This is a genomic window from Ralstonia flatus, from assembly GCF_958439105.1.
In the GTDB taxonomy this organism is placed as follows: domain Bacteria; phylum Pseudomonadota; class Gammaproteobacteria; order Burkholderiales; family Burkholderiaceae; genus Ralstonia; species Ralstonia flatus.
Window position 1 is genome coordinate 315079 of record NZ_CAUDLI010000003.1, and the last position, 23743, is coordinate 338821.

At 64.5% G+C, this 23743-nt stretch carries 21 protein-coding genes; 13 read left to right on the forward strand and 8 right to left on the reverse strand.

The features are described 5' to 3' along the window. Nucleotides 1-67 precede the first annotated feature (67 nt). A complete protein-coding gene (gene iscR, locus R2676_RS08520; protein ID WP_027677787.1) occupies nt 68-661 on the reverse strand; it encodes a Fe-S cluster assembly transcriptional regulator IscR in 594 nt (197 codons plus the stop codon). 423 nt (nt 662-1084) lie between these two features. Here iscR and R2676_RS08525 point away from each other — a divergent pair, with 423 nt between their 5' ends. From R2676_RS08525 to rbsK, 5 genes are read left to right on the forward strand one after another with little or no spacing between them, the layout of a single operon-like run. Next, entirely contained in the window at nt 1085-2044 is a 960-nt protein-coding gene (locus tag R2676_RS08525; RefSeq protein WP_102064846.1) for a sugar ABC transporter substrate-binding protein, read from the forward strand. Nucleotides 2045-2073: 29 nt separating this feature from the next. Beyond that, the gene (locus R2676_RS08530) at nt 2074-3654 is read left to right on the forward strand and encodes a sugar ABC transporter ATP-binding protein (protein ID WP_206275535.1); all 1581 of its coding nucleotides are present in this window, start codon (nt 2074-2076) and stop codon (nt 3652-3654) included. Continuing rightward, nucleotides 3644-4651 (forward strand): ABC transporter permease, encoded by a 1008-nt coding sequence (locus R2676_RS08535; RefSeq protein WP_206275536.1) that lies wholly within the window; start codon nt 3644-3646, stop codon nt 4649-4651. Before R2676_RS08530 ends, R2676_RS08535 begins: the two co-directional genes overlap by 11 nt. An 18-nt stretch (nt 4652-4669) precedes the next feature. Then, nucleotides 4670-5710: a LacI family DNA-binding transcriptional regulator gene (locus tag R2676_RS08540; RefSeq protein WP_102064843.1), complete on the forward strand. Its 1041-nt coding sequence runs from the start codon at nt 4670-4672 to the stop codon at nt 5708-5710. A 37-nt stretch (nt 5711-5747) separates the two neighbouring features. Beyond that, nucleotides 5748-6713: a ribokinase gene (gene rbsK / locus R2676_RS08545; protein ID WP_206275537.1), complete on the forward strand. Its 966-nt coding sequence runs from the start codon at nt 5748-5750 to the stop codon at nt 6711-6713. Here the strand turns inward: rbsK and R2676_RS08550 are convergent. Together R2676_RS08550 and uvrB are read right to left on the reverse strand one after the other, a co-directional pair. Then, on the reverse strand, nt 6710-8794 hold the full coding sequence (locus R2676_RS08550; RefSeq protein WP_206275538.1) for a site-specific recombinase: 2085 nt from the start codon (nt 8792-8794) through the stop codon (nt 6710-6712). The genes rbsK and R2676_RS08550 overlap by 4 nt on opposite strands. Before the next feature lie 160 nt (nt 8795-8954). Continuing rightward, nucleotides 8955-11045: an excinuclease ABC subunit UvrB gene (uvrB, locus tag R2676_RS08555; protein WP_206275764.1), complete on the reverse strand. Its 2091-nt coding sequence runs from the start codon at nt 11043-11045 to the stop codon at nt 8955-8957. 336 nt (nt 11046-11381) lie between these two features. Here uvrB and R2676_RS08560 point away from each other — a divergent pair, with 336 nt between their 5' ends. Both R2676_RS08560 and R2676_RS08565 read left to right on the forward strand, forming a co-directional pair. Beyond that, nucleotides 11382-12578, forward strand: a complete 1197-nt coding sequence (locus R2676_RS08560) for an amino acid aminotransferase (RefSeq protein ID WP_027677795.1) — start codon at nt 11382-11384, stop codon at nt 12576-12578. Between the two features lie 205 nt (nt 12579-12783). Then, on the forward strand, nt 12784-14055 hold the full coding sequence (locus R2676_RS08565; RefSeq protein WP_027677796.1) for a polyhydroxyalkanoate depolymerase: 1272 nt from the start codon (nt 12784-12786) through the stop codon (nt 14053-14055). Nucleotides 14056-14132: 77 nt separating this feature from the next. On the opposite strand, the gene R2676_RS08570 is transcribed toward R2676_RS08565, so the two are convergent. Continuing rightward, a complete protein-coding gene (locus R2676_RS08570; protein WP_027677797.1) occupies nt 14133-14828 on the reverse strand; it encodes a TetR/AcrR family transcriptional regulator in 696 nt (231 codons plus the stop codon). A 140-nt stretch (nt 14829-14968) separates the two neighbouring features. Here R2676_RS08570 and rsxB point away from each other — a divergent pair, with 140 nt between their 5' ends. Then, nucleotides 14969-15799: an electron transport complex subunit RsxB gene (gene rsxB / locus R2676_RS08575; protein ID WP_206275539.1), complete on the forward strand. Its 831-nt coding sequence runs from the start codon at nt 14969-14971 to the stop codon at nt 15797-15799. 14 nt (nt 15800-15813) lie between these two features. Continuing rightward, nucleotides 15814-16458 carry an endonuclease III gene (gene nth, locus R2676_RS08580; protein WP_206275540.1) on the forward strand — a complete coding sequence of 215 codons (645 nt, stop codon included), beginning with the start codon at nt 15814-15816 and terminating at the stop codon, nt 16456-16458. Nucleotides 16459-16518: 60 nt separating this feature from the next. Here nth and R2676_RS08585 read toward each other — a convergent pair whose 3' ends face one another. Continuing rightward, nucleotides 16519-17106, reverse strand: a complete 588-nt coding sequence (locus R2676_RS08585; RefSeq protein ID WP_027677800.1) for a malonic semialdehyde reductase — start codon at nt 17104-17106, stop codon at nt 16519-16521. 604 nt (nt 17107-17710) lie between these two features. On the opposite strand from R2676_RS08585, the gene R2676_RS08590 reads away from it, so the two are divergent. Then, the gene (locus tag R2676_RS08590) at nt 17711-19516 is read left to right on the forward strand and encodes a S10 family peptidase (protein WP_206275542.1); all 1806 of its coding nucleotides are present in this window, start codon (nt 17711-17713) and stop codon (nt 19514-19516) included. A gap of 74 nt (nt 19517-19590) precedes the next feature. On the opposite strand, the gene R2676_RS08595 is transcribed toward R2676_RS08590, so the two are convergent. After that, nucleotides 19591-20526, reverse strand: coding sequence for a DMT family transporter (locus tag R2676_RS08595; protein ID WP_206275543.1), 936 nt, complete (start codon nt 20524-20526; stop codon nt 19591-19593). 115 nt (nt 20527-20641) lie between these two features. Between R2676_RS08595 and R2676_RS08600 the strand changes: the two genes are divergently transcribed. Next, the gene (locus tag R2676_RS08600) at nt 20642-21076 is read left to right on the forward strand and encodes a DUF1841 family protein (RefSeq protein ID WP_206275544.1); all 435 of its coding nucleotides are present in this window, start codon (nt 20642-20644) and stop codon (nt 21074-21076) included. Between the two features lie 67 nt (nt 21077-21143). On the opposite strand, the gene R2676_RS08605 is transcribed toward R2676_RS08600, so the two are convergent. Together R2676_RS08605 and R2676_RS08610 are read right to left on the reverse strand one after the other, a co-directional pair. Continuing rightward, the gene (locus R2676_RS08605) at nt 21144-21542 is read right to left on the reverse strand and encodes a c-type cytochrome (protein WP_027677804.1); all 399 of its coding nucleotides are present in this window, start codon (nt 21540-21542) and stop codon (nt 21144-21146) included. Between the two features lie 11 nt (nt 21543-21553). Further along, nucleotides 21554-21919: a c-type cytochrome gene (locus R2676_RS08610; protein WP_027677805.1), complete on the reverse strand. Its 366-nt coding sequence runs from the start codon at nt 21917-21919 to the stop codon at nt 21554-21556. Nucleotides 21920-22230: 311 nt separating this feature from the next. Here R2676_RS08610 and R2676_RS08615 point away from each other — a divergent pair, with 311 nt between their 5' ends. Together R2676_RS08615 and R2676_RS08620 are read left to right on the forward strand one after the other, a co-directional pair. Continuing rightward, nucleotides 22231-23112 (forward strand): AAA family ATPase, encoded by an 882-nt coding sequence (locus R2676_RS08615; protein ID WP_065857353.1) that lies wholly within the window; start codon nt 22231-22233, stop codon nt 23110-23112. A gap of 12 nt (nt 23113-23124) precedes the next feature. Beyond that, a complete protein-coding gene (locus R2676_RS08620) occupies nt 23125-23733 on the forward strand; it encodes a GNAT family N-acetyltransferase (protein WP_206275545.1) in 609 nt (202 codons plus the stop codon). The last annotated feature ends 10 nt before the right edge of the window (nt 23734-23743 follow it).

Genomic DNA, 23743 nt, shown 5'->3' on the forward strand with positions numbered 1-23743 from the left:
CTGCCTTATGTGGGGGGCGATGTTCTTGTGTGACGCCGGCGTCGTGGCCAGCAGCACGCTGGCGCAATTACGACTGCGCCAGACTGAAAACGGAGTTGACCAGCGGGGCGCGCTTGACCGGTTCGGCGGCGACCGAGGTGGCGGCGGGCGCGTCGACGGTGCGTGCGCGTGCCGGAGCACGTTCGCGGCGAGCCGGACGCGCTTCACGCATGTCCTGGATCACTTCGGGCTGACGCTCGCGTTGCTGATCGACCAGGTTCTGCAGCGACACCGAATCGAGATACTCGACCATCTTCTGATTGAGGGTGGCCCACAGGTCGTGCGTCATGCAGCGGCCCGTATGGCCGCCGACATGCTCTTCGCCGCCGCAGTTGCCCTTCCCGCCACATTGGGTCGCATCGAGCGGCTCATCCACGGCAATGATGATGTCGGCAACGGTCACGTCGTCGGCACGGCGCGCGAGGCTGTAGCCGCCGCCCGGACCGCGCACGCTCTCCACGATTTCGTGGCGGCGCAGTTTGCCGAACAGCTGCTCCAGATACGACAGCGAAATTTTCTGACGCTGGCTGATGCCAGCCAGCGTGACCGGGCCCTGCTCCTGGCGTAGCGCCAAGTCAATCATGGCGGTGACCGCGAAGCGGCCTTTGGTGGTCAATCTCATGGCGTCGGGGAAATACCTGATCGTTTTGCTCAAGTATAAAGGAACCCGACAAAATCGGTCAACTAAGGTGTCGGGGGATTCCGCGTCGCAGCAAGGGGATTTGCAGAGCCCGAAAAACGGGGTGGCCACGCGGCAGGCCGTATTGTGGACTAAAACAATCAACCACGTCCGATAGGGCTATCCAGCCGTTCCCGCAGCGCAACTTGGATGTCGTCTCTGGCGCCGAGTCACTGCGGGTTTTTCCTTATGCGGTGAAAAGCGCAATTTCGTTGACATCTGTTACGCGGTAGCCGAGACTGTTAGATACGCAAACGTTTGCGAAGAGCGAGGCGCGATTGCCCTTAGGAATGCCTTACGGCGTGACATGGCAGCGACGCCTCGCACCCACCCGCCCCAGACAGGCCTCTTCCTGGAGGAGACACCATGGATATCCGCCGTCGCCGCGCCTTGCACCTTGGCGTGGGCTCTGCTGTCGCTGCTGCTCTGCCGTTCCCGTTTTCGCTGGCGCACGCCGCCAACCAGCCTCCCAAGGTTGCGCTGGTCATGAAATCGCTCGCCAACGAGTTCTTCCTCACCATGGAGAACGGCGCGCGCAAGCATCAGAAGGACCACGCGTCGGAGTACACGCTGCTGACCAACGGCATTCGCGACGAAACCGACACCGCCGGGCAGATCCGCCTGGTCGAGCAGATGCTCGTCGCGCGTGTGGACGCGCTGGTGCTGGCGCCGGCCGACTCCAAGGCGTTGGTGCCGGTCGTCAAGAAGGCCGTGGACGCGGGCATTCTCGTCATCAACATCGACAACCGGCTCGACCCGGCGGCGCTCAAGGAAAAAGGCCTTAACGTGCCTTTCGTGGGGCCGGACAACCGCAAGGGTGCGCGACTGGTGGGCGACTTTGTTGCCAAGTCGCTCAAGCCCGGCGATGCCGTGGGCATCATCGAGGGCATTCCGACCACCACCAATGCCCAGCAGCGCACCGCCGGCTTCAAGGACGCGGCCGAAGCCGCCAAGCTGAAGATTGCCGGCGTGCAGTCGGGCGAGTGGGAAATCGACAAGGGCAACAAAGTGGCGGCCGCCATGCTGCGCTCCGAGCCCAACCTGAAGGCGCTGCTGTGCGGCAACGACAACATGGCGATCGGCGCCGTATCGGCGGTGCGCGCGGCCGGCAAGCTGGGCAAGGTGCTGATTGGCGGCTATGACAACATCGACGCCATCAAGGCCATGCTGGCTGACGGGCGTGTGATTGCGACAGCGGATCAGCACGCCGACCAGCAAGCCGTCTATGGCATTGAGACCGCCCTGAAGGCGTTGGCCTCCAAGACGCCGCAGGCGAAGCTGTCAGGTGTCGTCGAGACACCGGTCAACCTCGTCACGCGTTCCTGATCCTACAGACCGGCCAGCCGCCGCCAGCCATGTCTGCCGCTTACGAACCGCGCACGCCGCTGCTGCGCGTCTCCGCGCTCAGCAAGCACTACGCCGCCCCCGTGCTTCGAGATATCGATCTCGACGTGCACGCGGGCGAGGTGCTTGCGCTCACGGGAGAGAACGGCGCCGGCAAGAGCACGCTCTCCAAGATCCTCTGCGGGCTGGAGACGGCGACTTCCGGGTCGATGACGCTGGCCGGCGCGCTGTACGCACCCCATTCACGCAACGCGGCCGAAGCGCTGGGCGTACGCATGGTGCTACAGGAACTGAGCATGGTGCCGACGCTGACGGTGGCCGAAAACCTGTTCCTTGGCGACCTGCCCCGGCGGCTCGGTTTTGTGGATCGCTCTGCGTTGCGCCAGCGGGCCGAACAAGCGCTCGCGCGCGTCGGCCTAGACCTCGACCCGTGGACGCCCGTCCAGACGCTCGGCATCGGCCACCGGCAGATGATCGAGATTGCCCGCGCGCTGGCCAGCGCATGCCGTGTGCTGATCCTCGACGAGCCGACGGCAATGCTGAGCGCGCACGAGAGCGCCACGCTATTCGAGCGCATCGACGCGCTGCGCCGCGAAGGCGTGGCCATCATCTACATCTCTCACCGCCTGGACGAACTCGCGCGCATTGCCGATCGCATCGTCGTGCTGCGTGACGGCAAGCTCGTGACCGATGCGCCGGCTGCGACGGTTACGCAGGACGCGCTGATCCAGGCGATGGTCGGCCGCGACGTGGCCGCCGCATCCGAAACGCAACGCACCACGCGCGCGCCGTGGCCCGGTGACGGCTCACCGGCGTTGCGGGTGACCGGCCTTACGCGTGCGCCGGCCGTGCGCGATGTGAGCTTTGACGTCGCGCCGGGGGAAATCTTCGGCATCGCGGGGCTGGTCGGCGCGGGGCGCACGGAACTGCTGCGGTTGATCTTCGGTGCGGACCCCGCAGACGCGGGCACCGTCGAAGTGGGCTCGCCGCTGGCACCTGCGCGCATCCGCTCGCCCGGCGATGCGGTACGCCACGGCATCAGCCTGCTCACCGAAGACCGCAAGGACGAAGGCCTGATGCTGAGCCTGCCCATCGCCACGAACATCGCACTGGGCAACATGCCGGGCGTCACGAAGCGCGGATGGCTGCAACCCGCGCAAGAGCGTGCGCTGGCGCAGCGGCACATCGGCGCCCTGCGGGTCCGGTGCGCGGGTCCGGAGCAGCCGGTGGGTGAACTGTCCGGCGGCAATCAGCAGAAGGTGGCCATCGCCCGCTGGCTGGAGCGCGACACGCCCGTGCTGCTGTTCGATGAGCCCACGCGAGGTGTGGACGTGGGCGCCAAGTTCGACATCTACACGCTGCTCGAGGCGCTGGCGGCGCGAGGCAAGGCACTGGTCGTGGTATCGAGCGATCTGCGCGAACTCATGCAGTTGTGTGACCGCATCGGCGTCATGCGCGCCGGGCGGCTCACCCACATCTTCCAGCGCGGTGGCTGGAGCCAGGACGCCCTGCTCGCCGCCGCCTTCGGTGAACCGGAAGAAGCCGAGTCACCAGCACCTCAATCCCCCTCGGAGACCGCTGATGCGCTCTGATTCCACCCTGCCCCCGACGCCGCCCGCAGGGACCGCCGGCACGCGCGCGGCGCTGGGCATGTCGCTAGGCACCATCGGCGGGTTGCTCGCTGCGCTGGTCGCCATGCTGGTGCTGTTCGGCACGCTGTCGCCGACGTTCTTCTCGCTGCCCACGTTCACAACCATCGCCAACGAGATCCCCGACCTGCTGGTGATGGCGGTGGGCATGACGTTCATCCTGATGATCGGCGGCATTGATTTGTCGGTGGGCTCGGTGCTGGCGCTGTCGGCTTCGGTGCTGTCCGTGGCCATGACCAAGTTCGGCTGGGGCTTGCTGCCCGCAGCGCTGGCGGGCGTGGCGCTGGCCACGGCGGCCGGCATGCTGACCGGCGCGGTCACGGTGCACTGGGGCATTCCGTCGTTCATCGTGTCACTGGGCGTGCTGGAAATGGCGCGCGGCCTCGCCTATAGCCTCACCGATTCGCGCACCGTGTACATCGGCAGCGCGGTCGACTGGCTGGCCAACCCCATCGCGCTGGGCATTGCGCCGTCGTTCCTGATTGCGATTGCCATCACGGTGGTGGGCCAGATCGTACTGGTGCGCACCGTGTTCGGCCGCTACCTGGTGGCCATCGGCACCAATGAAGAAGCTGTGCGGCTGGCGGGCGTGAACCCCCGCCCCTACAAGATTGCGGTGTTCGCGCTGATGGGGCTGCTCTCGGGCCTGGCTGCGCTGTTCCAGGTGTCACGCCTGGAAGCCGCCGATCCGAACGCCGGCGTGGGCATGGAGCTGCAGGTGATCGCGGCCGTGGTGATCGGCGGCACGAGCCTGATGGGTGGGCGCGGCTCGGTCGTGCGCACCCTGTTCGGCGTGCTGATCATCTCGGTGCTCGAATCGGGCCTTGCGCAGATCGGCGCCTCCGAGCCCACCAAACGCATCATCACGGGCGCGGTCATCGTCGCGGCCGTGGTCATGGATACCTATCGCAGCAAGCGCAACCGCAGCAAGCACCATTGAGAGACAGAGGAGATCGTCATGGCAACCATCAAGGACGTGGCCGCACTGGCCGGAGTTTCGTTCACCACCGTCTCGCACGTCATCAACAACACAAGGCCGGTCAACGCCGAAACGCGCAAGCGCGTGGAAGAGGCCATCCGGGCCACGCGCTATGTGCCCAGCGCCGTGGCGCGGTCGCTCAAGCACCGCACCACGCGCACGATCGGCGTGCTGGTGCCCACCGCCACCAACCCGTACTTTGCGGAGCTGGCGCGGGGCATTGAAGATGTGTGCGCTGCTGCCGGCTACAGCGTCATCCTCTGCAACTCCGACGACGACCCCCGCAAGCAGCGCGACTACCTGCGCGTGCTGATGGAAAAACGCGTCGACGGCATCATCGTCAGCAGCGCCGGCCCCGACACGGCATTGATCGAAGCGCTTGGCGAATCCGCCCTGCCCATCGTGATGGTCGACCGCCCCACCGAAGGCATCCAGGCCGATCAGGTGCAGGTCGACCACGAAGAAGGCGCCTATATTGCGACCAAGCATCTGCTGGAACTCGGCCACCGCCGCATCGCCTGCATCAGCGGGCCGTCGTCGCTGAGCGTGACGGCAGAGCGCCTGGCCGGTTTCCACCGCGCGCTGCGCGAAGCCGGCGTGCCGGAAGCCTCTGCCCGCATTGCCGAAGGCGATTTCACCAGCCCCGGCGGCTACCGCGCCGCGCGCCAACTGCTGACCGAAGGCGAGATGCCCACCGCGATCTTTGCCGGCAACGACCTGATGGGCATCGGGGCACTGCGCGCCGCCGCCGAATTGGGCATTCCCGTTCCGAAAACGCTGTCGGTGATCGGCTTTGACGACATCGAACTGAGCCGCTACGTCTACCCGGCGCTGTCCACCGTCGGCCAGTCGATCCGCCAACTCGGCGAGACCACCGCGCAGACGCTGCTCGAGCATCTCGGCGACAACGCCCTGCGGCATCCCGTGGAGGAGCCGCGTGCGCGCCGCATCGTGCTGCCGCCGCGCCTGTCTCTGCGCGAGTCGACCGCCGAGCCTGAGCGCCCGGCACGCGCCGCCTGATTCCGCATTCCTTTCACGCTTTCAACGTAGTCCCGACATGGTGGCCAAGCGCCCTTCCGCCTCTTCCGCGCACCCCGCTGCCGACGTGCTGATCGTCGGCAGCCTGAACATGGATCTCGTGATCCGCACGCCCCGCTTGCCGCGTCCCGGGCAAACGGTTGCAGCCCCTGCGCTGGAAACCATCCCCGGCGGCAAGGGCGCCAATCAGGCCGTGGCAGCCGCCCGCCTGGGGGCCCGCGTCGCCATGCTCGGCTGCGTGGGGGATGACGCGTACGGCACCGCGTTGCGCGACGGCCTGCGCCGCGAAGGCGTCGACACATCGATGGTGTCGGTGCACGCCGGGGCGGCCACCGGCATCGCGTGCGTGACCGTGGCCAACAGTGGCCAGAACACCATCGTCATCGTGGCTGGCGCCAACGAATTGCTGACGCCCGCCATGATCGAAGCGCAGCGTGCCGCATTCGAGCGCGCGCGCGTGATCGTCTGTCAGCTGGAATCGCCACCGGATGCGGTGGAATGCGCGCTCAAGCTGGGGCAGCGGCTCGGCAAGACGGTCATTCTGAATCCGGCGCCCGCGACCGGCCCATTGCCGACACCGTGGATCGCGGCCTGCGATTACCTCATCCCGAATGAAACCGAAGCCGCGTTGCTCACGGCCCGGCCGGTGGATTCGCCAGAAGGCGCGCTGGATGCCGCAGCGGATCTCCACGCGCAGGGTGCACGACGCGTGATTGTCACGCTGGGCGCGCGCGGCGTTGCTTTTGTGGACGGCGACTCGCGCCTGCTGATGCCCGCCCCGGTTGCACAGGCCATCGACACCACCGCTGCCGGCGATACGTTTGTCGGCGCATTGGCTGCGGTTCTGGCAGAGGGCGCAGCGCCCAGTGCCGCCATCGCGTTTGGGCAGGCTGCGGCGGCCGTGTCGGTCACGCGGCTTGGCGCGCAGCCATCCATTCCGTTCCGCAGCGAGTTGGGCGCACCTGTCGCGCCCGCAGCCCACTAGACCGGCGTGCTGGTGCTCGGCGGCGTGCTCGCAGTCGGGGCACGCGGCACGAGCAGGCACAGCGGATCCCGCAGGATGCGGCGCCACACCGCGCCCGTCACGCGCTTGCGGTCGACCCCGCGCAGGTTGCGCGAGCGCATCGCCATGTTGAAGGCCAGCGCAAACGAGACCAGAACGTTCAGCACGCCCATCAGCGCAATGCCGGCCACGGCCAGCCAGAACGCAGTGGTATGCATCACGCTCGGCCCCAGCACGCCCACGGCAGTGGCCACCGCCCCGGTCGACAGCGTGACGTGACGCACCTCCATGTGCGGGCCGAAAAACGACAGGATCTCGGGGCCCAACCCGAGCATGAAGCCCAGCGACACGTTGGCGACAACGCCCGACAGATTGCGCTTCCAGAAGCTCGCAATACGCTGCGCGCCCTGCGTGCCGACCATGAACCGCAGGCGCCGGTGGTAGGCAATCACGTCGTGCACACGGTGCAGCGCAAACCAGTTGTCGGCCCAACCTGCCGCCAGGCTTGATGCCCACAGCAGTACGCCCGTGAAGATGGCGTACAGCGGCGTCGGTCCAAGAATGGAAAACGAATCGATGGTCGCCATCGCCTTCGCTGCCGAAATCAGATCCGCATGAAAGAACCGCCCGGCCAGCCACTGCACCACAAAAGCCACCGGCGCCACTGCTACAAGGTTGCCCGCAATCGCTGCCGCGTTGGAGCGGATCATGGCGACGGTATCGTCGACAAAGCGGTCGAGCCCTTCCGGACGGCTCACCTGGTCGAGCCGGTGTGCCAGCGCGGGCGCCGTCATGGCGGGCTGCTTGGTCGCCAGCGTGAAATGCGCGAAATGGATGCCGAGAAAGCTGACCGCATAGTTGATCGAAGCGAGCAGCCCTTCGGTAAAGCGCGACAGGTGCGCTCCGGTGATGAAGAACTTGATGTACACCGTAGCCGCCGTAATGACGCCGCCGCCGGCCGCCGCCTTCACCATCGCGCCGTATTCCTTGCCGTCGCGCGTAATGTAGTGCTCGCCGCTCTCAGCAGACCGCTCGACCACCTTGCGCGCCAGATCGGCAAACGTGGAGCGGATCAGATACCCCACGCTGCGGCGGTGCTGGCTGGCCGACACCAGCTCGGCCGTCATATGCACGAAGCGGCGTGAGCCCTGCGTGTCCGCCCACGCCGTCAGCAGCAAATCGATGCGGCCCAGCCACGCTTTCATGCGCTCGACCTGGAACACGACTTCCACTGAGACGCCGTTCTCGTCCAGATGCTGATACACGCTCGCCGTGGCCGTTCGGCAGCGGTCCAGCACAGCGCGGAAATAATTGAGCTCCTGCAGGAACTGCTCCGGGCTCGCCAGTTCGGCGTTGGGCCGCTCAAGGAAGATCGCATTGGCTGCGTCGGCCAGCAGATAGAACGGCGAGTCCGTCAGTTCCGCGTGGTCCATGCGACTGCGGATGCCGCGCGACAACCCGGCCGCGCGCACCTGGCTGATCAGGATCTGGATACCGATGCCGAGGCTGCGCTCCAGCCGTGTCTGGCCCGCCGCGTGCTCGTCTTCCGTCATTCCGGCACGGAACAGCGCGTAGAGACGCGTCACCAGTTCGTCGTCCAGTCCATCGACCCACTGCGCGTCGGTCGGCCCCACAAACATCAGCGCAAACAATGTCGCCAGCTGCGGCTGATTGGGTGCAGGCGGCAGCAGGCGCGCCTGCCAGCGATCGAGCAACTCGCTCCAGAACCCGGAGCGTGACGACAAGCCCGTATCGCACAGCAGCGACACCGGATCGTTGTCCTGCACGATGCTGCGCAGTGTCCGCCCGACACGTTCTGCCAACGCCGGATTGTTCTCCAGTACCTGCAGCAGATAACGCAGGCGGGCATAGCGCCAGGACTCCGACGCGGCCCCCGCTGGCCGATCCGCACGACGCAACCAGTAGGTCAGCTCGATCAGCCATTCGTTGCGCTCGGCCAGACTGCGCGTGGGCTCGAACTGCGCCAGGATGGCATCGAGTTGATGGCTGGCGTGCCGGGACGCGCGCCACTTGCGCCACGGGTTAAGCAAAAAATTGAACATCGAACTCCCTTGATGGCAGACGCGTGCAGCAGGCGCTGCAGCAGGTGCCGGCTCCCCGGTCAGGCAACGCGCACGGCCCGAATTTGATCTGAAATGATGTCAACAGCAACCCCTGCCACCTGCAACGAGGTGGCGGGGTTTCAAGCGGAGGCCGCGCGGTTCAGGCGGCCGGAACGATGTGGTCTTCGCCGCTCGCCCCAAAGAGCTGCGACTTGAGCTTGGCAAGCTGATCGCGCACCGCCGCCGCCTTTTCGAATTCGAGATTCTTGGCGTGGTCGAGCATCTGTTTTTCCAGGCGCTTGATTTCCTTGGACGCCTGCTTCTCGCTCATGTCTTCGTACTTGGCGGCCTCTTGCGCGGCCTTCAGTTCCGCGCGCGCATCGTCGACGTTGTACACGCCGTCGATGATGTCCTTGATGCGTTTGACCACGCCGCGCGGTGTGATGCCGTGCGCCTCGTTGTGGGCGATCTGCTTGGCACGGCGGCGCTCGGTTTCGTCGATCGCCTTCTTCATTGAATCGGTCATGCGATCCGCATACAGGATGGCGGTGCCGTTCACGTTCCGCGCCGCGCGGCCGATGGTCTGGATGAGCGAGCGCTCGGCGCGCAGGAAACCTTCCTTGTCCGCATCCAGGATCGCCACGAGCGATACCTCGGGAATGTCCAGCCCCTCGCGCAGCAGGTTGATGCCGACCAGCACGTCGAAGGTGCCCAGTCGCAGGTCGCGGATGATCTCCACGCGCTCGACGGTGTCGATGTCCGAATGCAGGTAGCGCACCTTGATGCCGTTCTCCGAGAGAAACTCGGTCAACTGCTCGGCCATGCGCTTCGTGAGCGTCGTTACCAGCACGCGCTCGCCAGCCTCGACGCGCAGGTGGATCTCAGACAGCAGATCGTCGACTTGCGTCGTGGCCGGGCGCACCTCGATGATCGGGTCGACAAGGCCCGTGGGGCGCACGACCTGCTCGACGACTTCCGTGCCCGCCGTCTTCTTTTCGTAATCCCCCGGCGTGGCGGACACGAACGTCACCTGCCGCATCTTGGTTTCGAATTCGGCGAACTTGAGCGGCCGGTTGTCGAGCGCAGAAGGCAAGCGGAAACCGTATTCGGCCAGCGTTTCCTTGCGCGCGCGGTCACCGTTGTACATGCCGTTGAGCTGGCCGATCAGCACGTGTGATTCATCCAGGAACATCAGCGCATCCGGCGGCAGGTAATCGACCAGCGTCGGCGGCGGCTCGCCCGGCGCAGAGCCCGACAGGTGCCGCGAATAGTTTTCGATGCCCTTGCAGAAGCCCAGCTCCTGCAGCATCTCCAGATCGAAGCGCGTGCGCTGCTCCAGCCGCTGCGCTTCCACCAGCTTGTTTTCCTTGTAGAAGAAATCGAGCCGCTCGCGCAGTTCGGCCTTGATGGTCTCGATGGCGCGCAGCACGGTCTCGCGCGGCGTCACGTAGTGGCTCGACGGGTACACCGTGAAGCGCGGAATCTTTTGCCGCACACGGCCCGTCAGCGGATCGAACAGTTGCAGCGATTCGACTTCGTCGTCGAACAACTCCAGGCGCACCGCCATTTCCGCATGCTCGGCGGGGAAGATGTCGACCGTGTCGCCGCGCACGCGGAACGTCCCGCGCTGGAAATCCGTCTCGTTGCGCGTGTACTGCATGGCGATCAGGCGTGCGATCACGTCGCGCTGGCTGACCTTGTCGCCCGCGCGCAGCGTCAGGATCATCTGGTGGTATTCGCTCGGGTTGCCGATACCGTAGATGGCCGAGACAGTGGCCACGATCACCACATCGCGGCGCTCCAGCAGGCTCTTCGTCGCGGACAGCCGCATCTGCTCGATGTGCTCGTTGATCGACGAATCCTTCTCGATGAACAGGTCGCGCTGCGGCACATAGGCCTCAGGCTGGTAGTAGTCGTAGTACGAGACGAAGTATTCGACAGCATTGCGCGGGAAGAACTCGCGGAATTCCGAATACAGCTGCGCCGCCAGCGTCTTGTTCGGCGCAAAGACAATCGCCGGACGCCCTACCTGCGCGATCACATTGGCCATGGTGAAGGTCTTGCCCGAGCCCGTCACGCCCAGCAGTGTCTGGTACGACAGGCCGTCTTCGATGTTCTCGACGAGCTGGCGGATCGCCTCCGGCTGGTCGCCGGCCGGCGGATACGGCTGGTACAACTGGAACGGCGAGCCCTCGAAAGTCACGAACTTCGACTCGTCGTGCGGGCTGGGGACTTGGCTCAGATCGGTCATGGCGGCGGGTGGGATGGCAGCGCGGGAAGTCGACAAAGTGACTTGCACGTCCTCAGCAAATAAGGGCGGCAGCGGCAATTGCAACCAATCGTCTAGTGTAGCGCGCGGCCCGGGCAATCGTTTGGACACCGCGGCGCGCGCATCTGTACCGCCCGTCAAAACGCTTTAGGCACCTGTTCTGCAAGGATTTTTCGGGCGATTAGAGCGTGTATTCGGTACAATCCATCTTCGTGCGCGCCTCGTTGTACATCCGGCGCCGGGCGAGCCGCCCCGGAGTCTGCGCCGCACCGCCTGCAAGATCCCACCGAATTCCGAACCAACCGATCGAGACATCTCATGTCGCTTTTCTCTGCCGTCGAACTGGCCCCGCGCGACCCCATCCTGGGCCTGAATGAAGCTTTCAACGCCGATACCCGCAGCACCAAAGTGAATCTGGGCGTGGGCGTGTACTTCACCGACGAAGGGAAAATTCCGGTGCTGCGCGCCGTGCAGGAAGCCGAAAAGGCCCGCCTGGCCGCCGCCGCCCCGCGCGGCTACCTGCCGATCGAAGGCATTGCCGCCTACGACCAAGCCGTGCAGAAGCTGCTGTTCGGCGCTGAATCGCCCCTGATCGCCGAAGGCCGCGTGGTCACCGCGCAAGCCCTGGGCGGCACCGGCGCGCTGAAGATCGGCGCCGACTTCCTCAAGCGTCTGTACCCGAACGCCAAGGTCGCGATTTCCGACCCGAGCTGGGAAAACCACCGCGCGCTGTTCGAGTCGGCCGGTTTCGAAGTGGTCAACTATGCCTACTACGATGCCCCGTCGCACGGCCTGAACTTCGCCGGCATGATGGATTCGCTGAACAGCTACGCGCCGAACACGATCGTCGTGCTGCACGCCTGCTGCCACAACCCGACCGGCGTGGACATGACCACCGAGCAGTGGAAGCAGGTCGTGGAAGTCATCAAGGCCAAGAACCTGATCCCGTTCCTCGACATGGCCTACCAGGGCTTTGCCGACGGCATCCAGCAAGACGGCCTGGCCGTGCGTCTGTTTGCCGAATCGGGCCTGCCGTTCTTCGTCTCCAGCTCGTTCTCGAAGTCGTTCTCGCTGTACGGCGAGCGCGTCGGCGCGCTGTCGATCGTGACGACCAGCAAGGACGAAGCCACGCGCGTGCTGTCGCAAGTCAAGCGCGTGATCCGCACGAACTACTCGAACCCGCCGACGCACGGCGGCACGATCGTCGCCAGCGTGCTGACGAGCCCCGAGTTGCGGGCGATGTGGGAGCAGGAGCTGGGCGAAATGCGCGACCGCATCAAGTCGATGCGCAACGCGCTGGTCGACAAGCTGGCCGCCAAGGGCGTGAAGACCGACTTCTCGTTCGTGAAGGCCCAGCGCGGCATGTTCTCGTACTCCGGCCTGACCTCGGCGCAAGTAGATCGCCTGCGTACCGAGCACGGCATCTACGCCGTGTCGACCGGCCGCATTTGCGTGGCCGCGCTGAATACGCACAACATCGACGCCGTGGTGAATGCCATCGCTGATGTCCTGTAAGGTGCGGTAGGCGTCACGCCTCACGGGCAATTGCAAAAAGAAAAGCGGCTTCGGCCGCTTTTTTGCTGCATCGGACTAGACTGACACGGGCGCATCATAGAAGCAGCGCAACACTCCGTTATCAGGGTTTATGCTGCATCGCAGTAACCTGCACCCAGGTGCATAATCGTTTGCGTCGCCTTCGCCACCAGAGATCGGTCCAGCCATGCTTTACCAGCTTCACGAATTCCAGCGCGCCCTGCTCAGCCCCATGACGGCTTGGGCCCAGGCAACTGCCAAGACCTTCACCAACCCCCTGAGTCCGTTGTCCCTGATGCCCGGCGCGCAACGCTACGCTGCGGGCTATGAGCTGCTGTATCGCCTGGGCAAGGAGTACGAGAAGCCGGAATTCGGCATCCGCTCCGTCAAGTCCAACGGCCGCGACATTCCGATCGTCGAGCAGACCATCATCGAGAAGCCGTTCTGCCGCCTGATCCGCTTCAAGCGCTACGCCGACGACGCCGAGACCATCAAGCTGCTCAAGGATGAGCCGGTCGTGCTGGTGTGCGCACCGCTGTCGGGCCACCACTCCACGCTGCTGCGCGACACCGTGCGCACGCTGCTGCAGGATCACAAAGTCTACGTGACTGACTGGATCGACGCCCGCATGGTGCCGGTCGAAGAAGGTGCGTTCCACCTGTCGGACTACATCAACTACATCCGCGAGTTCATTAACTACATTGGCGCCGACAAGCTGCACGTGATTTCGGTGTGCCAGCCGACGGTGCCGGTGCTGGCCGCCATCTCGTTGATGGCCTCGGACGGCGAGAAGACGCCGCGCACGATGACCATGATGGGCGGCCCCATCGACGCCCGCAAGAGCCCGACCGCCGTCAACTCGCTGGCGACGAACAAGTCGCACAGCTGGTTCGAGAACAACGTGATCTACACGGTGCCGGCCAACTATCCGGGCCACGGCCGCAAGGTGTATCCGGGCTTCCTGCAGCACGCCGGCTTTGTGGCGATGAACCCGGACCGCCACCTGTCATCGCACTACGATTACTACCTGAACCTGGTCGAAGGCGACACGGAAGACGCCGAGGCCCACGTGCGCTTCTACGACGAGTACAACGCCGTGCTCGACATGGCCGCCGAGTATTACCTCGAGACCATCCGCGACGTGTTCCAGGAATTCCACCTGGCCAACGGTACGTGGGTGGTGGAAGGCAAGCCGGTGCGCCCGCAGGACATCAAGAGCACCGCGCTCTTCACCATCGAAGGCGAATTGGACGACATCTCGGGCAGCGGCCAGACCGAAGCCGCACATGGCCTGTGCACCGGCATTCCGAATGCGCGCAAGCAGCACCTGACGGCACCGAAGTGCGGCCACTACGGCATCTTCTCCGGCCGCCGCTGGCGCGAGCAGGTGTATCCGCAGTTGCGCGATTTCATCCGCCGCTACGAAGAGAGCACACCGCGCATCAAGGCGGTCGCCTGAGCCGGAGCCACCCAACAAAAAAGCCTCGCAACAGCGAGGCTTTTTGTTGGCCAACGGCTCCTTCTGGGCGCAGTCGATCAACCCCGGGGCCGGTCGAGATACGCCAGCAGCATCTTGATATGCAGCTGCGCGAAGGCTTCGTGCTCGTCGGCGGAGGCAATGTCGCGCCCCACCACCGCGCTGATCGTGTACCGGTTGGACAGCACGTAATAGCCCAGCGCCGAGATCGTCAGATACAGACGCGACACATCGACGTCGTCGCGGAAGATGCCGGCGCGCTGGCCGCGCTCCACGACACCACGCAATACCTCGATGACCGGGTTCACCAACTCGACCAAGTGCGGCGACGTCTTCAGGTGCCGCGCCTCATGCAGGTTTTCGCTGTTGAGCAGACGGATGAACTCGGGGTTCTCGTAATAGAAATCCCAGACGAACCGTGCAAGCTGGATGACCGCTTCGCGCGGGTCCGACGACTCGATCTGCACCTGCTCTTCCGCCTCCTTGAAGCGGAAATACATGTGCTCGAGCACGGTGAGGAAGAGTTTTTCCTTGCTGCCGTAGTAGTAATACAGCATGCGCTCGTTGGTCTCGGCGCGACGGGCGATGGCGTCGACGCGCGCGCCGGCAAATCCACCGCGCGCAAACTCCTCGATTGCAGCAGCAAGGATGCGTCGGCGCGTGCCGGCGGGGTCGCGACGCGTGCGGGGTGCGGCGGATTCGCCATGAGCATCGGCTTCGATGTCGACAAGCGGCGCGGCTGGGTGAGACGGCATGGCACCTCGGTCCGTTTAGAACGCAGGAATTATGTCATAGGGTTAAGACATGCCCGCGGTATGGCATGTCAGGGCATGCACCGCTTGCGCGGGCGGCAAATCGGCGATAATGGCAGGCTATTCAAACGATCAATCCCATCGTGGTTTCCTTGGTCCCCGCAGTGGCCGCAACCTTGGCCGACCGGCTCGAAAACCTCCTGCCACAAACGCAATGCACCAAGTGCGGCTACAACGGCTGCCGCCCCTACGCTGAAGCCATGGCCAGCGGCGAGGCCCTCCCCAACCGCTGCCCACCCGGCGGCGCGGAAGGTATTCGCCGGCTGTCCGACGCACTTGGCCGCACGGGCGACCTGCTGCCGCTGGACCCGTCCAACGGCATCGAACAGCCCCGCGCCATCGCCGTCATCGACCCGGAACGCTGCATCGGCTGCACGCTGTGCATTCAGGCGTGCCCGGTCGACGCCATCGTGGGCGCGCCCAAGGCAATGCACACGGTGCTCGAAGACTGGTGCACCGGTTGCGACCTCTGCGTGCCGCCCTGCCCCGTCGACTGCATCGACATGCGCCCCGTCACCGGCGACCGCACAGGCTGGGATGCCTGGAGCCAGCAACAGGCCGATGTCGCACGAGACCGCTACGTCTTCCGCAACGCGCGCCTGAAGCGCGAACAAGCCGAGAACGAAGCGCGCCTCGCCGCCAAGGCCGCGGCCAAACTCGCAGCGGTGAGCGCCGAGCAACCCGCCGATGACGCTGAACTCGCCGCCCAGGCGCGCAAGAAGGCGATCATCCAGGCTGCGATCGAACGGGCGCGCCAGAAGCAGGCCGAGATGGCCGCGCGCGGGCAAGGTCCGCGCAACGTGACCAACGTGTCGGCGGATGTGCAAGCGCAGATCGACGAGGCCGAAGCGCGCCGCAAGCGCATCGCGAGCCAGATCGAGCGCACCGCCACACCCGACGCAGACAAACCCTGACCCCGGCCCCGACGATGAATCCCGCCAAGCGCCACGCCATCTTCGAGACACTGCGCGAAAACAACCCGACGCCGACCACCGAGCTGGAATACACCACGCCGTTCGAGCTGCTGATTGCGGTACTGCTGTCCGCGCAGGCAACCGACGTGGGCGTGAACAAGGCGACGCGCAAGCTGTTTCCCGTAGCCAATACACCCGCCAAGATGCTGGCGCTCGGCGAGGAAGGCATCACCGAATACATCAAGACCATCGGGCTGTATCGCACCAAGTGCAAGCACATCCTGCAGACGTGCCGCATCCTGGTCGACCAATACGGCGGCGAAGTGCCGCGTGACCGCGCCGCGCTCGAAGAGCTGCCGGGCGTGGGCCGCAAGACGGCCAACGTGGTGATGAACACGGCCTTCGGTGAGCCGACCATCGCGGTCGACACGCACATTTTTCGCGTCGCTAATCGCACGGGGCTGGCGCCGGGCAAGAACGTCCTTGAGGTCGAGCTGAAGCTGCTGAAGGTGGTGCCGGAAGAGTTTCGGCAGGATGCGCACCACTGGCTGATCCTGCATGGGCGCTATGTGTGCAAGGCCCGCAAGCCCGAGTGTTGGCATTGCGCCATCGAGCCGCTGTGCGAATTCAGGCCGAAGACCCCAGCGCCGAAGGAATGAAAAACGGGGACCGCACCGTCTGATGCGCGTCCCCGTTTTCCTTGCGTGACGGATCGTGGCTTAAATGATCTTGCACGCCTCTTCGAACGACAGACGCGGGTTGCGCGGGTGCAGCTTCTCGGCGTCACCGTAGCCGATGTTCATGATGAAGTTGACCTTCCACTGGCCATCGGGGAAGAACGTCTCGTTCACCTTGTCGGCATCGAAGCCGGCCATCGGGCCGCAGTCCAGGCCGAGCGCACGGGCAGCAAGCACCAGATAGCCGCCCTGCAGCGAGCCGTTCATCAGCGCGGCCGCATTGATCTTGGCCTGGTCGCCGGCGTACCACGAGCGCGCATCGGTGTGCGGGAACAGCTTGGGCAGTTGCTCGTGGAATTGCGTGTCATACGCAACGATCACGGCCACGGGCGCCTGACGGGTCTTTTCCTGATTGCCGGCCGACATGCACGGAATCAGGCGTTCCTTGGCGGCAGCGCTCTTGACGAACACGAAGCGGGCCGGCGTGCTGTTGGCGGCGGTCGGGCCGTACTTTACGGTGTCATACAACGTGTGCAGCAGTTCGTCATCGACCGGCTTGTCCAGCCACACGTTATGCGTACGGGCTGCGTGGAACAGTTGGTCCAGCGCGGACGGTTCAAGCATCGGCATTGCAAGGTGCTCCGGAAAAAGTTGAGGAGCGCATTGTAATGCGCCGTATCCGCGCGCGCCGGACACCCACACGCTCCGGATGGGCGCCCCGCCTTCCATCGGCAGGCCGGTGGCTTTAGAAGAAACGGCATGCCTTCTTTGTATTTAATCGCATCTGCCGCGATGCATCTGCATCAACATGGTCATTTTTACAGTGCATCGCACACGATAAAAAACAGCCCTTTACAACGGTTTCCTTACGAACTACTTTTTCGTTCGTCATTGCATTACCCGCAGAGTTGGACGTATCGGATTCGCGCCCGAGTTAAAGCAGGCGCGTAGCCGCATTCATCCCAACGCTTTTGCACGGACGTTGCAGACTTTGCGCAAACGCGCTGGGGGCTTGACTCCAGAGCCGTTCTATTTTTGAAATCCGATGGGATTTCAGGGGCCTCTTTTGCCAAACAAGAACCGATTGCATTCATTTCCGCAGACAAGTCGGGAAATCAGAATATTCGTTTCGCGTCGCATAGAAATTACAAAACGCAAATCGAATATGGAGCCCACTTAAAACCACACGTTTTAAGTGATGGTGTTCGTCACCCTGAAAAAGGCCATTATCGCCATGAAAAAATCCAGGTTATCGACCGGTGATTTTGCAGGATTGTCCCGGACCCTCGGTGTATCGTTTGCGGCCGCAGCGCTGTCCGCGGTGCTGCTGGCAGGTTGCGGCGGTGGCGACTCGTCCGCCGCGGCCAACCCGAGCGGCGTTGCCACCAACGCCGGCAACGCAACCACGCAACCGGTGACGGCCGCCGTGCCGCCCGACCAGCCTTACGTCGACCCGAACGTCTACGGCACCGGGCCCAACGACGCGCTTGCTGCCGATCCGGGCGAAAGCGCGGCCATTACGCACCACACGGTCACGATCGGCGGCAAGAGCATCGCCTACACCGCCACCGCCGGCCACCTGACGACCATCGACCCCGTCACGTCGCGATCCAACGCGACGATGTTCTACGTGGCGTACACGCAGGACAACCCCGATCCGGCAAAACCGCGTCCGGTGACGTTCTTCTATAACGGCGGCCCGGGCTCCTCGTCGGTGTTCCTGCTGCTGGGCTCGTTTGGGCCGAAGCGTCTGCAGTCGTCGTTCCCGAACTTCACGCCGCCGGCACCGTACAAACTGCCCGACAACCCGGACAGCCTGCTCGACCGCTCCGATCTCGTGTTCATCAACCCCGTGGGCACCGGATACTCGGCCGCCATCGCACCGGCCAAGAACAAAGACTTCTGGGGCACGGACCAGGACGCGCGCTCCATCGATCGCTTCATCCAGCGTTATCTGACGAAGAACTCGCGTTGGAACTCGCCCAAGTTCCTGTATGGCGAGTCGTACGGTACGGCCCGAAGCGCGGTGCTGTCGTGGGTGCTGCATGAAGACGGCATCGAGCTGAACGGGATCACGCTGCAATCGTCGATCCTCGACTACGCGAATGCGCTGTCGGCCGTCGGCACCTTCCCGACGCTGGCCGCAGATGCCTTCTACTGGAAGAAGACGACGCTCAACCCCGCGCCGACCGACCTCGACAGCTACATGGTCCAGGCCCGCAACTACGCCGACAACACGCTCGCACCGCTGGCCCAAGCCCCGAGCGCCGCAGACGGCGGCTTCGTCAACGTGCGCCTGAACCTGAACCTGTCGACGGCGCAGACGATGGGTTCGTACATCGGCACCGATCCGGTCTCGCTGATCCAGACGTTCGGCAATCCGGCGGCGCTGGGCAATGTGCCGTCGCAGAACAACAACCCGCCGTACACGTTCTTCCTGACGCTCAACCCGGGTATCCAGATCGGCCAGTATGACGGCCGCGCCAACTACACGGGCCAAGGCATCGCGCCGTTCATCCTGCCGAATTCGGGCAGCAACGATCCGTCGATCTCGAACATCGGCGGCGCGTACACGGTGCTGTGGAACAGCTACCTGAACACCCAGCTCAAGTACACGTCGACCTCGTCGTTCATGGACCTGAACGACGCCGTGTTCAACAACTGGGACTTCAGCCACATCGACCCGACGGGCGCCAACAAGGGTGGCGGCAACACGCTGTACACCGCTGGCGACCTCGCCTCGACGATGAGCCTGAACCCCGACCTGAAGGTGCTGCAGGCCAGCGGCTATTTCGACGCCGTCACGCCGTTCCACCAGACCGAGCTGACGCTGGCGCAAATGCCGCTCGACCCGACGCTGAAGGCGAAGAACCTGACGATCAAGAATTACCCGTCGGGCCACATGATCTATCTGAACGATGCGTCGCGCACCGCGCTCAAGGGTGATCTGGCTTCGTTCTACGATGGCGTGATGGCCGATCGTCCGGCCCTGATGCGGGTGCAGAGCCTGCAACGCCTGCCGGGCGGCCCGAAGAAGTAATCGCCTCAGGCAGAAGGCAAAACCGCCCAGTTCACGCTGGGCGGTTTTTTGTTGGCTGGACTGTGGATTCGGCTTCAGGCCATGTCGTCTGCACCGTGGCCGGCGGGCTTCGCATCCGCCCGCGTAAGCCACAGCACGCCCGCCAGAATCAATGCGCCGCCGGTCATCTGCATGGGCGCGATCGACTCGCCGAGCAGCAATGCCGCCAGCAGCACCGTCACCACCGGCTCCAGCGTCGACAGCATCGACGCCTGCGCGGCCCCCAACTTCTGCAGGCCAGCAAAGAACGTCAGGATGGCCACCACCGTCGACAAGCCGGCAATGGCCAGCGCCGCGGCCCAGCCGCTGAACGTGCCCGGCAGATGCGCCGGCGCACCGAGCAACGCCATCCCCGTGTACACGACGGCCGCAGCGGTACAGATGACGGTCGTGCACGCCAGTGGATCGAGCCCGCGCGTGACCCGTGCACCGACCGTGATGTAGATCGAGTAAATGACCGCCGAGGCCACACCCAGCCCGATGCCGAGGAGGCTCCCGCCCGACAGGCCCGCACCACCCACCGTCAGCCCCGCCCCGACCGAGCACAGCACCAGCGCGATGATCGCCGTGGGGGTCAGCCGCTCGCGCAGGAAAATCGCCGCCAGCACCGTCACGAACATCGGATACAGATACAGCAGCAGCGCCACCAGGCTGGCCGGTGCGTAGTTCAACGCCGTGAAAAACGCGAACGACTGCCCTGCATAGCCAATGCCACCCATTGCCGCCAGCCCCGCCACGCGCGACCACGGCGGTATGCCGATGCGGCGGACACGCATCACGACCATCAGCGCCGCGGCCGCGATCACAAAGCGCACGATCAGCAGACCGACCACGTTGGCGCCACTCGCATAGGCGTAATGCGTGAAGATGGCCATCGCGCCGAAGGATGCGGCGGACACGGCGATCAGCAGCACGCCGAAGAGCTTGTCGGCGGCGCGTGCTGCGAGGAGGGAATCGGCGGCTTGTCTCATGAGGGGCGGCGTTTTTGTTGGAATCGACCTCTGCGGGAGCGGGCGCCATTGTAGCGTTGCCATCTCGCGAAGCTGCCCGGCAGGCATCGAGGCGCGCCGGTACAATGCCGGGATCATGTTCAGTCCCTCCCGCGACGAAGTCCGTCAATTCTTCTGCGGCGCGTGGCGCAAGCACCGCCAGGCAGAAATCCTCACGCCGCTCGAAGCCATGGCGCTCGACTGGATGCTGCAGCATCCCGAGTACCACGACACCCTGGAAGCCGGCGAAGAAGCCCTCGCCCGCGACTACACGCCGGAAAGCGGCCAGAGCAACCCGTTTCTTCACCTGTCGATGCACCTGTCGATCAGCGAGCAGGTATCGGTGGATCAACCGCGCGGCATTCGCGCCGCTTATGAGGCATTGGCGCAGCGGCTCGACTCCCCGCACGAAGCCCAGCATCAGGTGATGGAATGCCTGGGCCAGATGCTGTGGACAGCGCAGCGGACCGGCCTGCCGCCCGACGGCGATGCCTACATCGAATGCGTGCGCAAACGCGCCACGGCCCGCTGAACCTGACGCTCTGACGCCAACAAAAAACCGCTCCGAAGAGCGGTTTTTATTTACCGGCGATGCCGCATTACTTCTTGAGCACCAGCGAGCCCGGCAGCGATTCGATGTACGCGGCAATATCCTTCAGCTCTGCCTGCGTGAACGGACGCGGCTTGCCGTCGGCACCGATCGTGGCAGGGTTGCTGTTGACCTGGCCGGCCATGATGGCGTTGCTGCGGCCCACCAGCGGGTTGTTGCTGGTCTGGTAGGCCAGCAGCGCGTGATAGATGTAGTCGCCGTGCTGGCCGGCGAGCTTCGGATAGTCCGGCGAGATCGGGGCATTCAGGCCAGCACCGTGGCAGGCCGCGCAGGCGCCCTTCTCCACCAGTTGCTTGCCCTTTTCCAGATCAGCAGCCTGCGCCGACACGGCGGCAGCCAGCATCAGCGCGCCCAGATTGAACGAGATTGCGAGCGAGATCTTCTTCATATTCTTCCTCGTCACTTCTGGGGATTGTTTTGGGTGGCAGGCGTCTGCGCTGCGTAGTAGGCGGCCAGGTTGGCGATGTCCTGATCGGTCAGCGAGCCGGCGATGGCGCGCATCGTCGGGTGCTTACGGTCACCCTTCTGGTACGCATGTAGCGCGCTTTCGATGTACTTGGCGTTTTGGCCGCCCAGATAGGGCACGCGATACACCTCGGGGAACGACGTCTTGTAGTCGGGGATGGCATGGCAGCCGATGCACATGGCGACCTTGTTCTCGGCGGCGGCAGCGTTGCCCTGAACGTCGGCAGCGGCGGCGCTGTTGGCTGCGGCCAGTGCGCCTAAAGTGCCCAAGGCGGCCACCATGGTGAGGATCTTTTTCATCTCGTTCTTAAGCGTGGAGTTTCAGAATCCTGCTCGCCCTGCCGGCTTGGCTCGTCTCAGCCGGCTGTCTCGCTGGGCGCATTCACCCGCCGTTGGCAACAAGCCAGAAGACGGTCATTTGAGGTGCGTCAAACCGGCGCATTGTACCGCACCGTTTTTTTGCCAGTCCAGTTAGGGCTCCCGTGACTTGACAGCAAGGAATGGCACGGCGCGGCCGCCCTCAACCCGCCCCGCTCACGCTCGGCGTCAAACACCCAAATGCTCTTATACTGGCCGTTTCCAAATCTTTTACCGCTCAGTAGGCTTGCACGATGAACACCACCACCTCGCCTGCCCCATCCGACCAGCGCACCCGCTTCGAAGGCTCCGACCAGTACGTCGCCACCGATGACCTCAAGCTCGCCGTCAATGCGTCGATGACGCTGCAGCGCCCGCTGCTCATCAAGGGCGAGCCGGGCACGGGCAAGACCATGCTGGCTGAGGAAGTGGCCGCTGCGCTGGGCATGCCGCTGCTGCAGTGGCACGTGAAGTCGACCACCAAGGCCCAGCAGGGCCTGTACGAATACGACGCCGTCTCGCGCCTGCGAGACTCCCAGCTCGGCGACGACAAGGTGCACGACATCCGCAACTACATCGTCAAGGGCGTGCTGTGGCAGGCCTTTGAGGCGGATGAACCTGTCGTGCTGCTGATCGACGAGATCGACAAGGCCGACATCGAGTTCCCGAACGATCTGCTGCGCGAGTTGGATCGCATGGAGTTCTACGTGTACGAAACGCGCGAAACCATCCGCGCCAAGCATCGCCCGCTGGTGATCATCACGTCGAACAACGAGAAGGAATTGCCCGACGCGTTCCTGCGCCGCTGCTTCTTCCACTACATCAAGTTTCCCGATGCCGAGACGATGCAGGCCATCGTCGATGTGCACTACCCGGGTATCAAGCCCGCGCTGGTCAAGGCTGCGCTGGATGCGTTCTACGAGATGCGCAACCTGCCGGGGCTGAAGAAAAAGCCGTCGACGTCGGAGCTGATCGACTGGCTCAAACTACTGCTGGCCGAAGACATTCCGCCGGAATCGCTGCGCAGCCAGGACAAGAACGCTGCGATTCCGCCGCTGCACGGGGCGCTGCTCAAGAACGAACAGGATGTGCACCTGTTCGAGCGCCTGGTGTTCATGAACCGCGCCAATCGCTGAGCGAGCCCCGCCATGCCGCGCCTGATCGAGCCCGTCACGCTGTCCGGCCAGCACGCCTGGCTGGAGCCGCTCGGCCCCGAGCACGAGGACGAAGTGCGCGCCGCGGCCGCTGATGGCGAGCTGTGGAAGCTTTGGTACACATCCGTCCCCTCGCCCGACAAGACCGGCGATTGGCTGGCCATTGCGCTGGACATGCGCGAACGCCTCGGCGCGATGCCGTTTGTTGTGCGCGAGATGCGTGACGGACAGCCCGGCAAGGTGGTCGGTGCGACGCGCCTGTTCAACGTGGACGAAGCCAACCGCCGGCTCGAAATCGGCCACACGTGGTACGCCAAATCGGTACAGCGCACGGCCGTCAACACGGAATGCAAGTTGCTGCTGCTCACGCATGCGTTCGAAACCGTGCGCTGCATTGCCGTGGAATTCCGCACGCACTGGATGAATCACCAGAGCCGAGCCGGCATCGCCAGGCTCGGCGCCAAGCAGGACGGCGTGCTGCGCAACCACCAGCGCATGCCGGATGGCAGCTTCCGCGACACGGTCGTGTTTTCGATCATTGAATCGGAATGGCTGGCCGTGAAACGCCATCTGCAATACAAGCTCGAGCAACCGCGCGCCTGAGCGCCGGAGG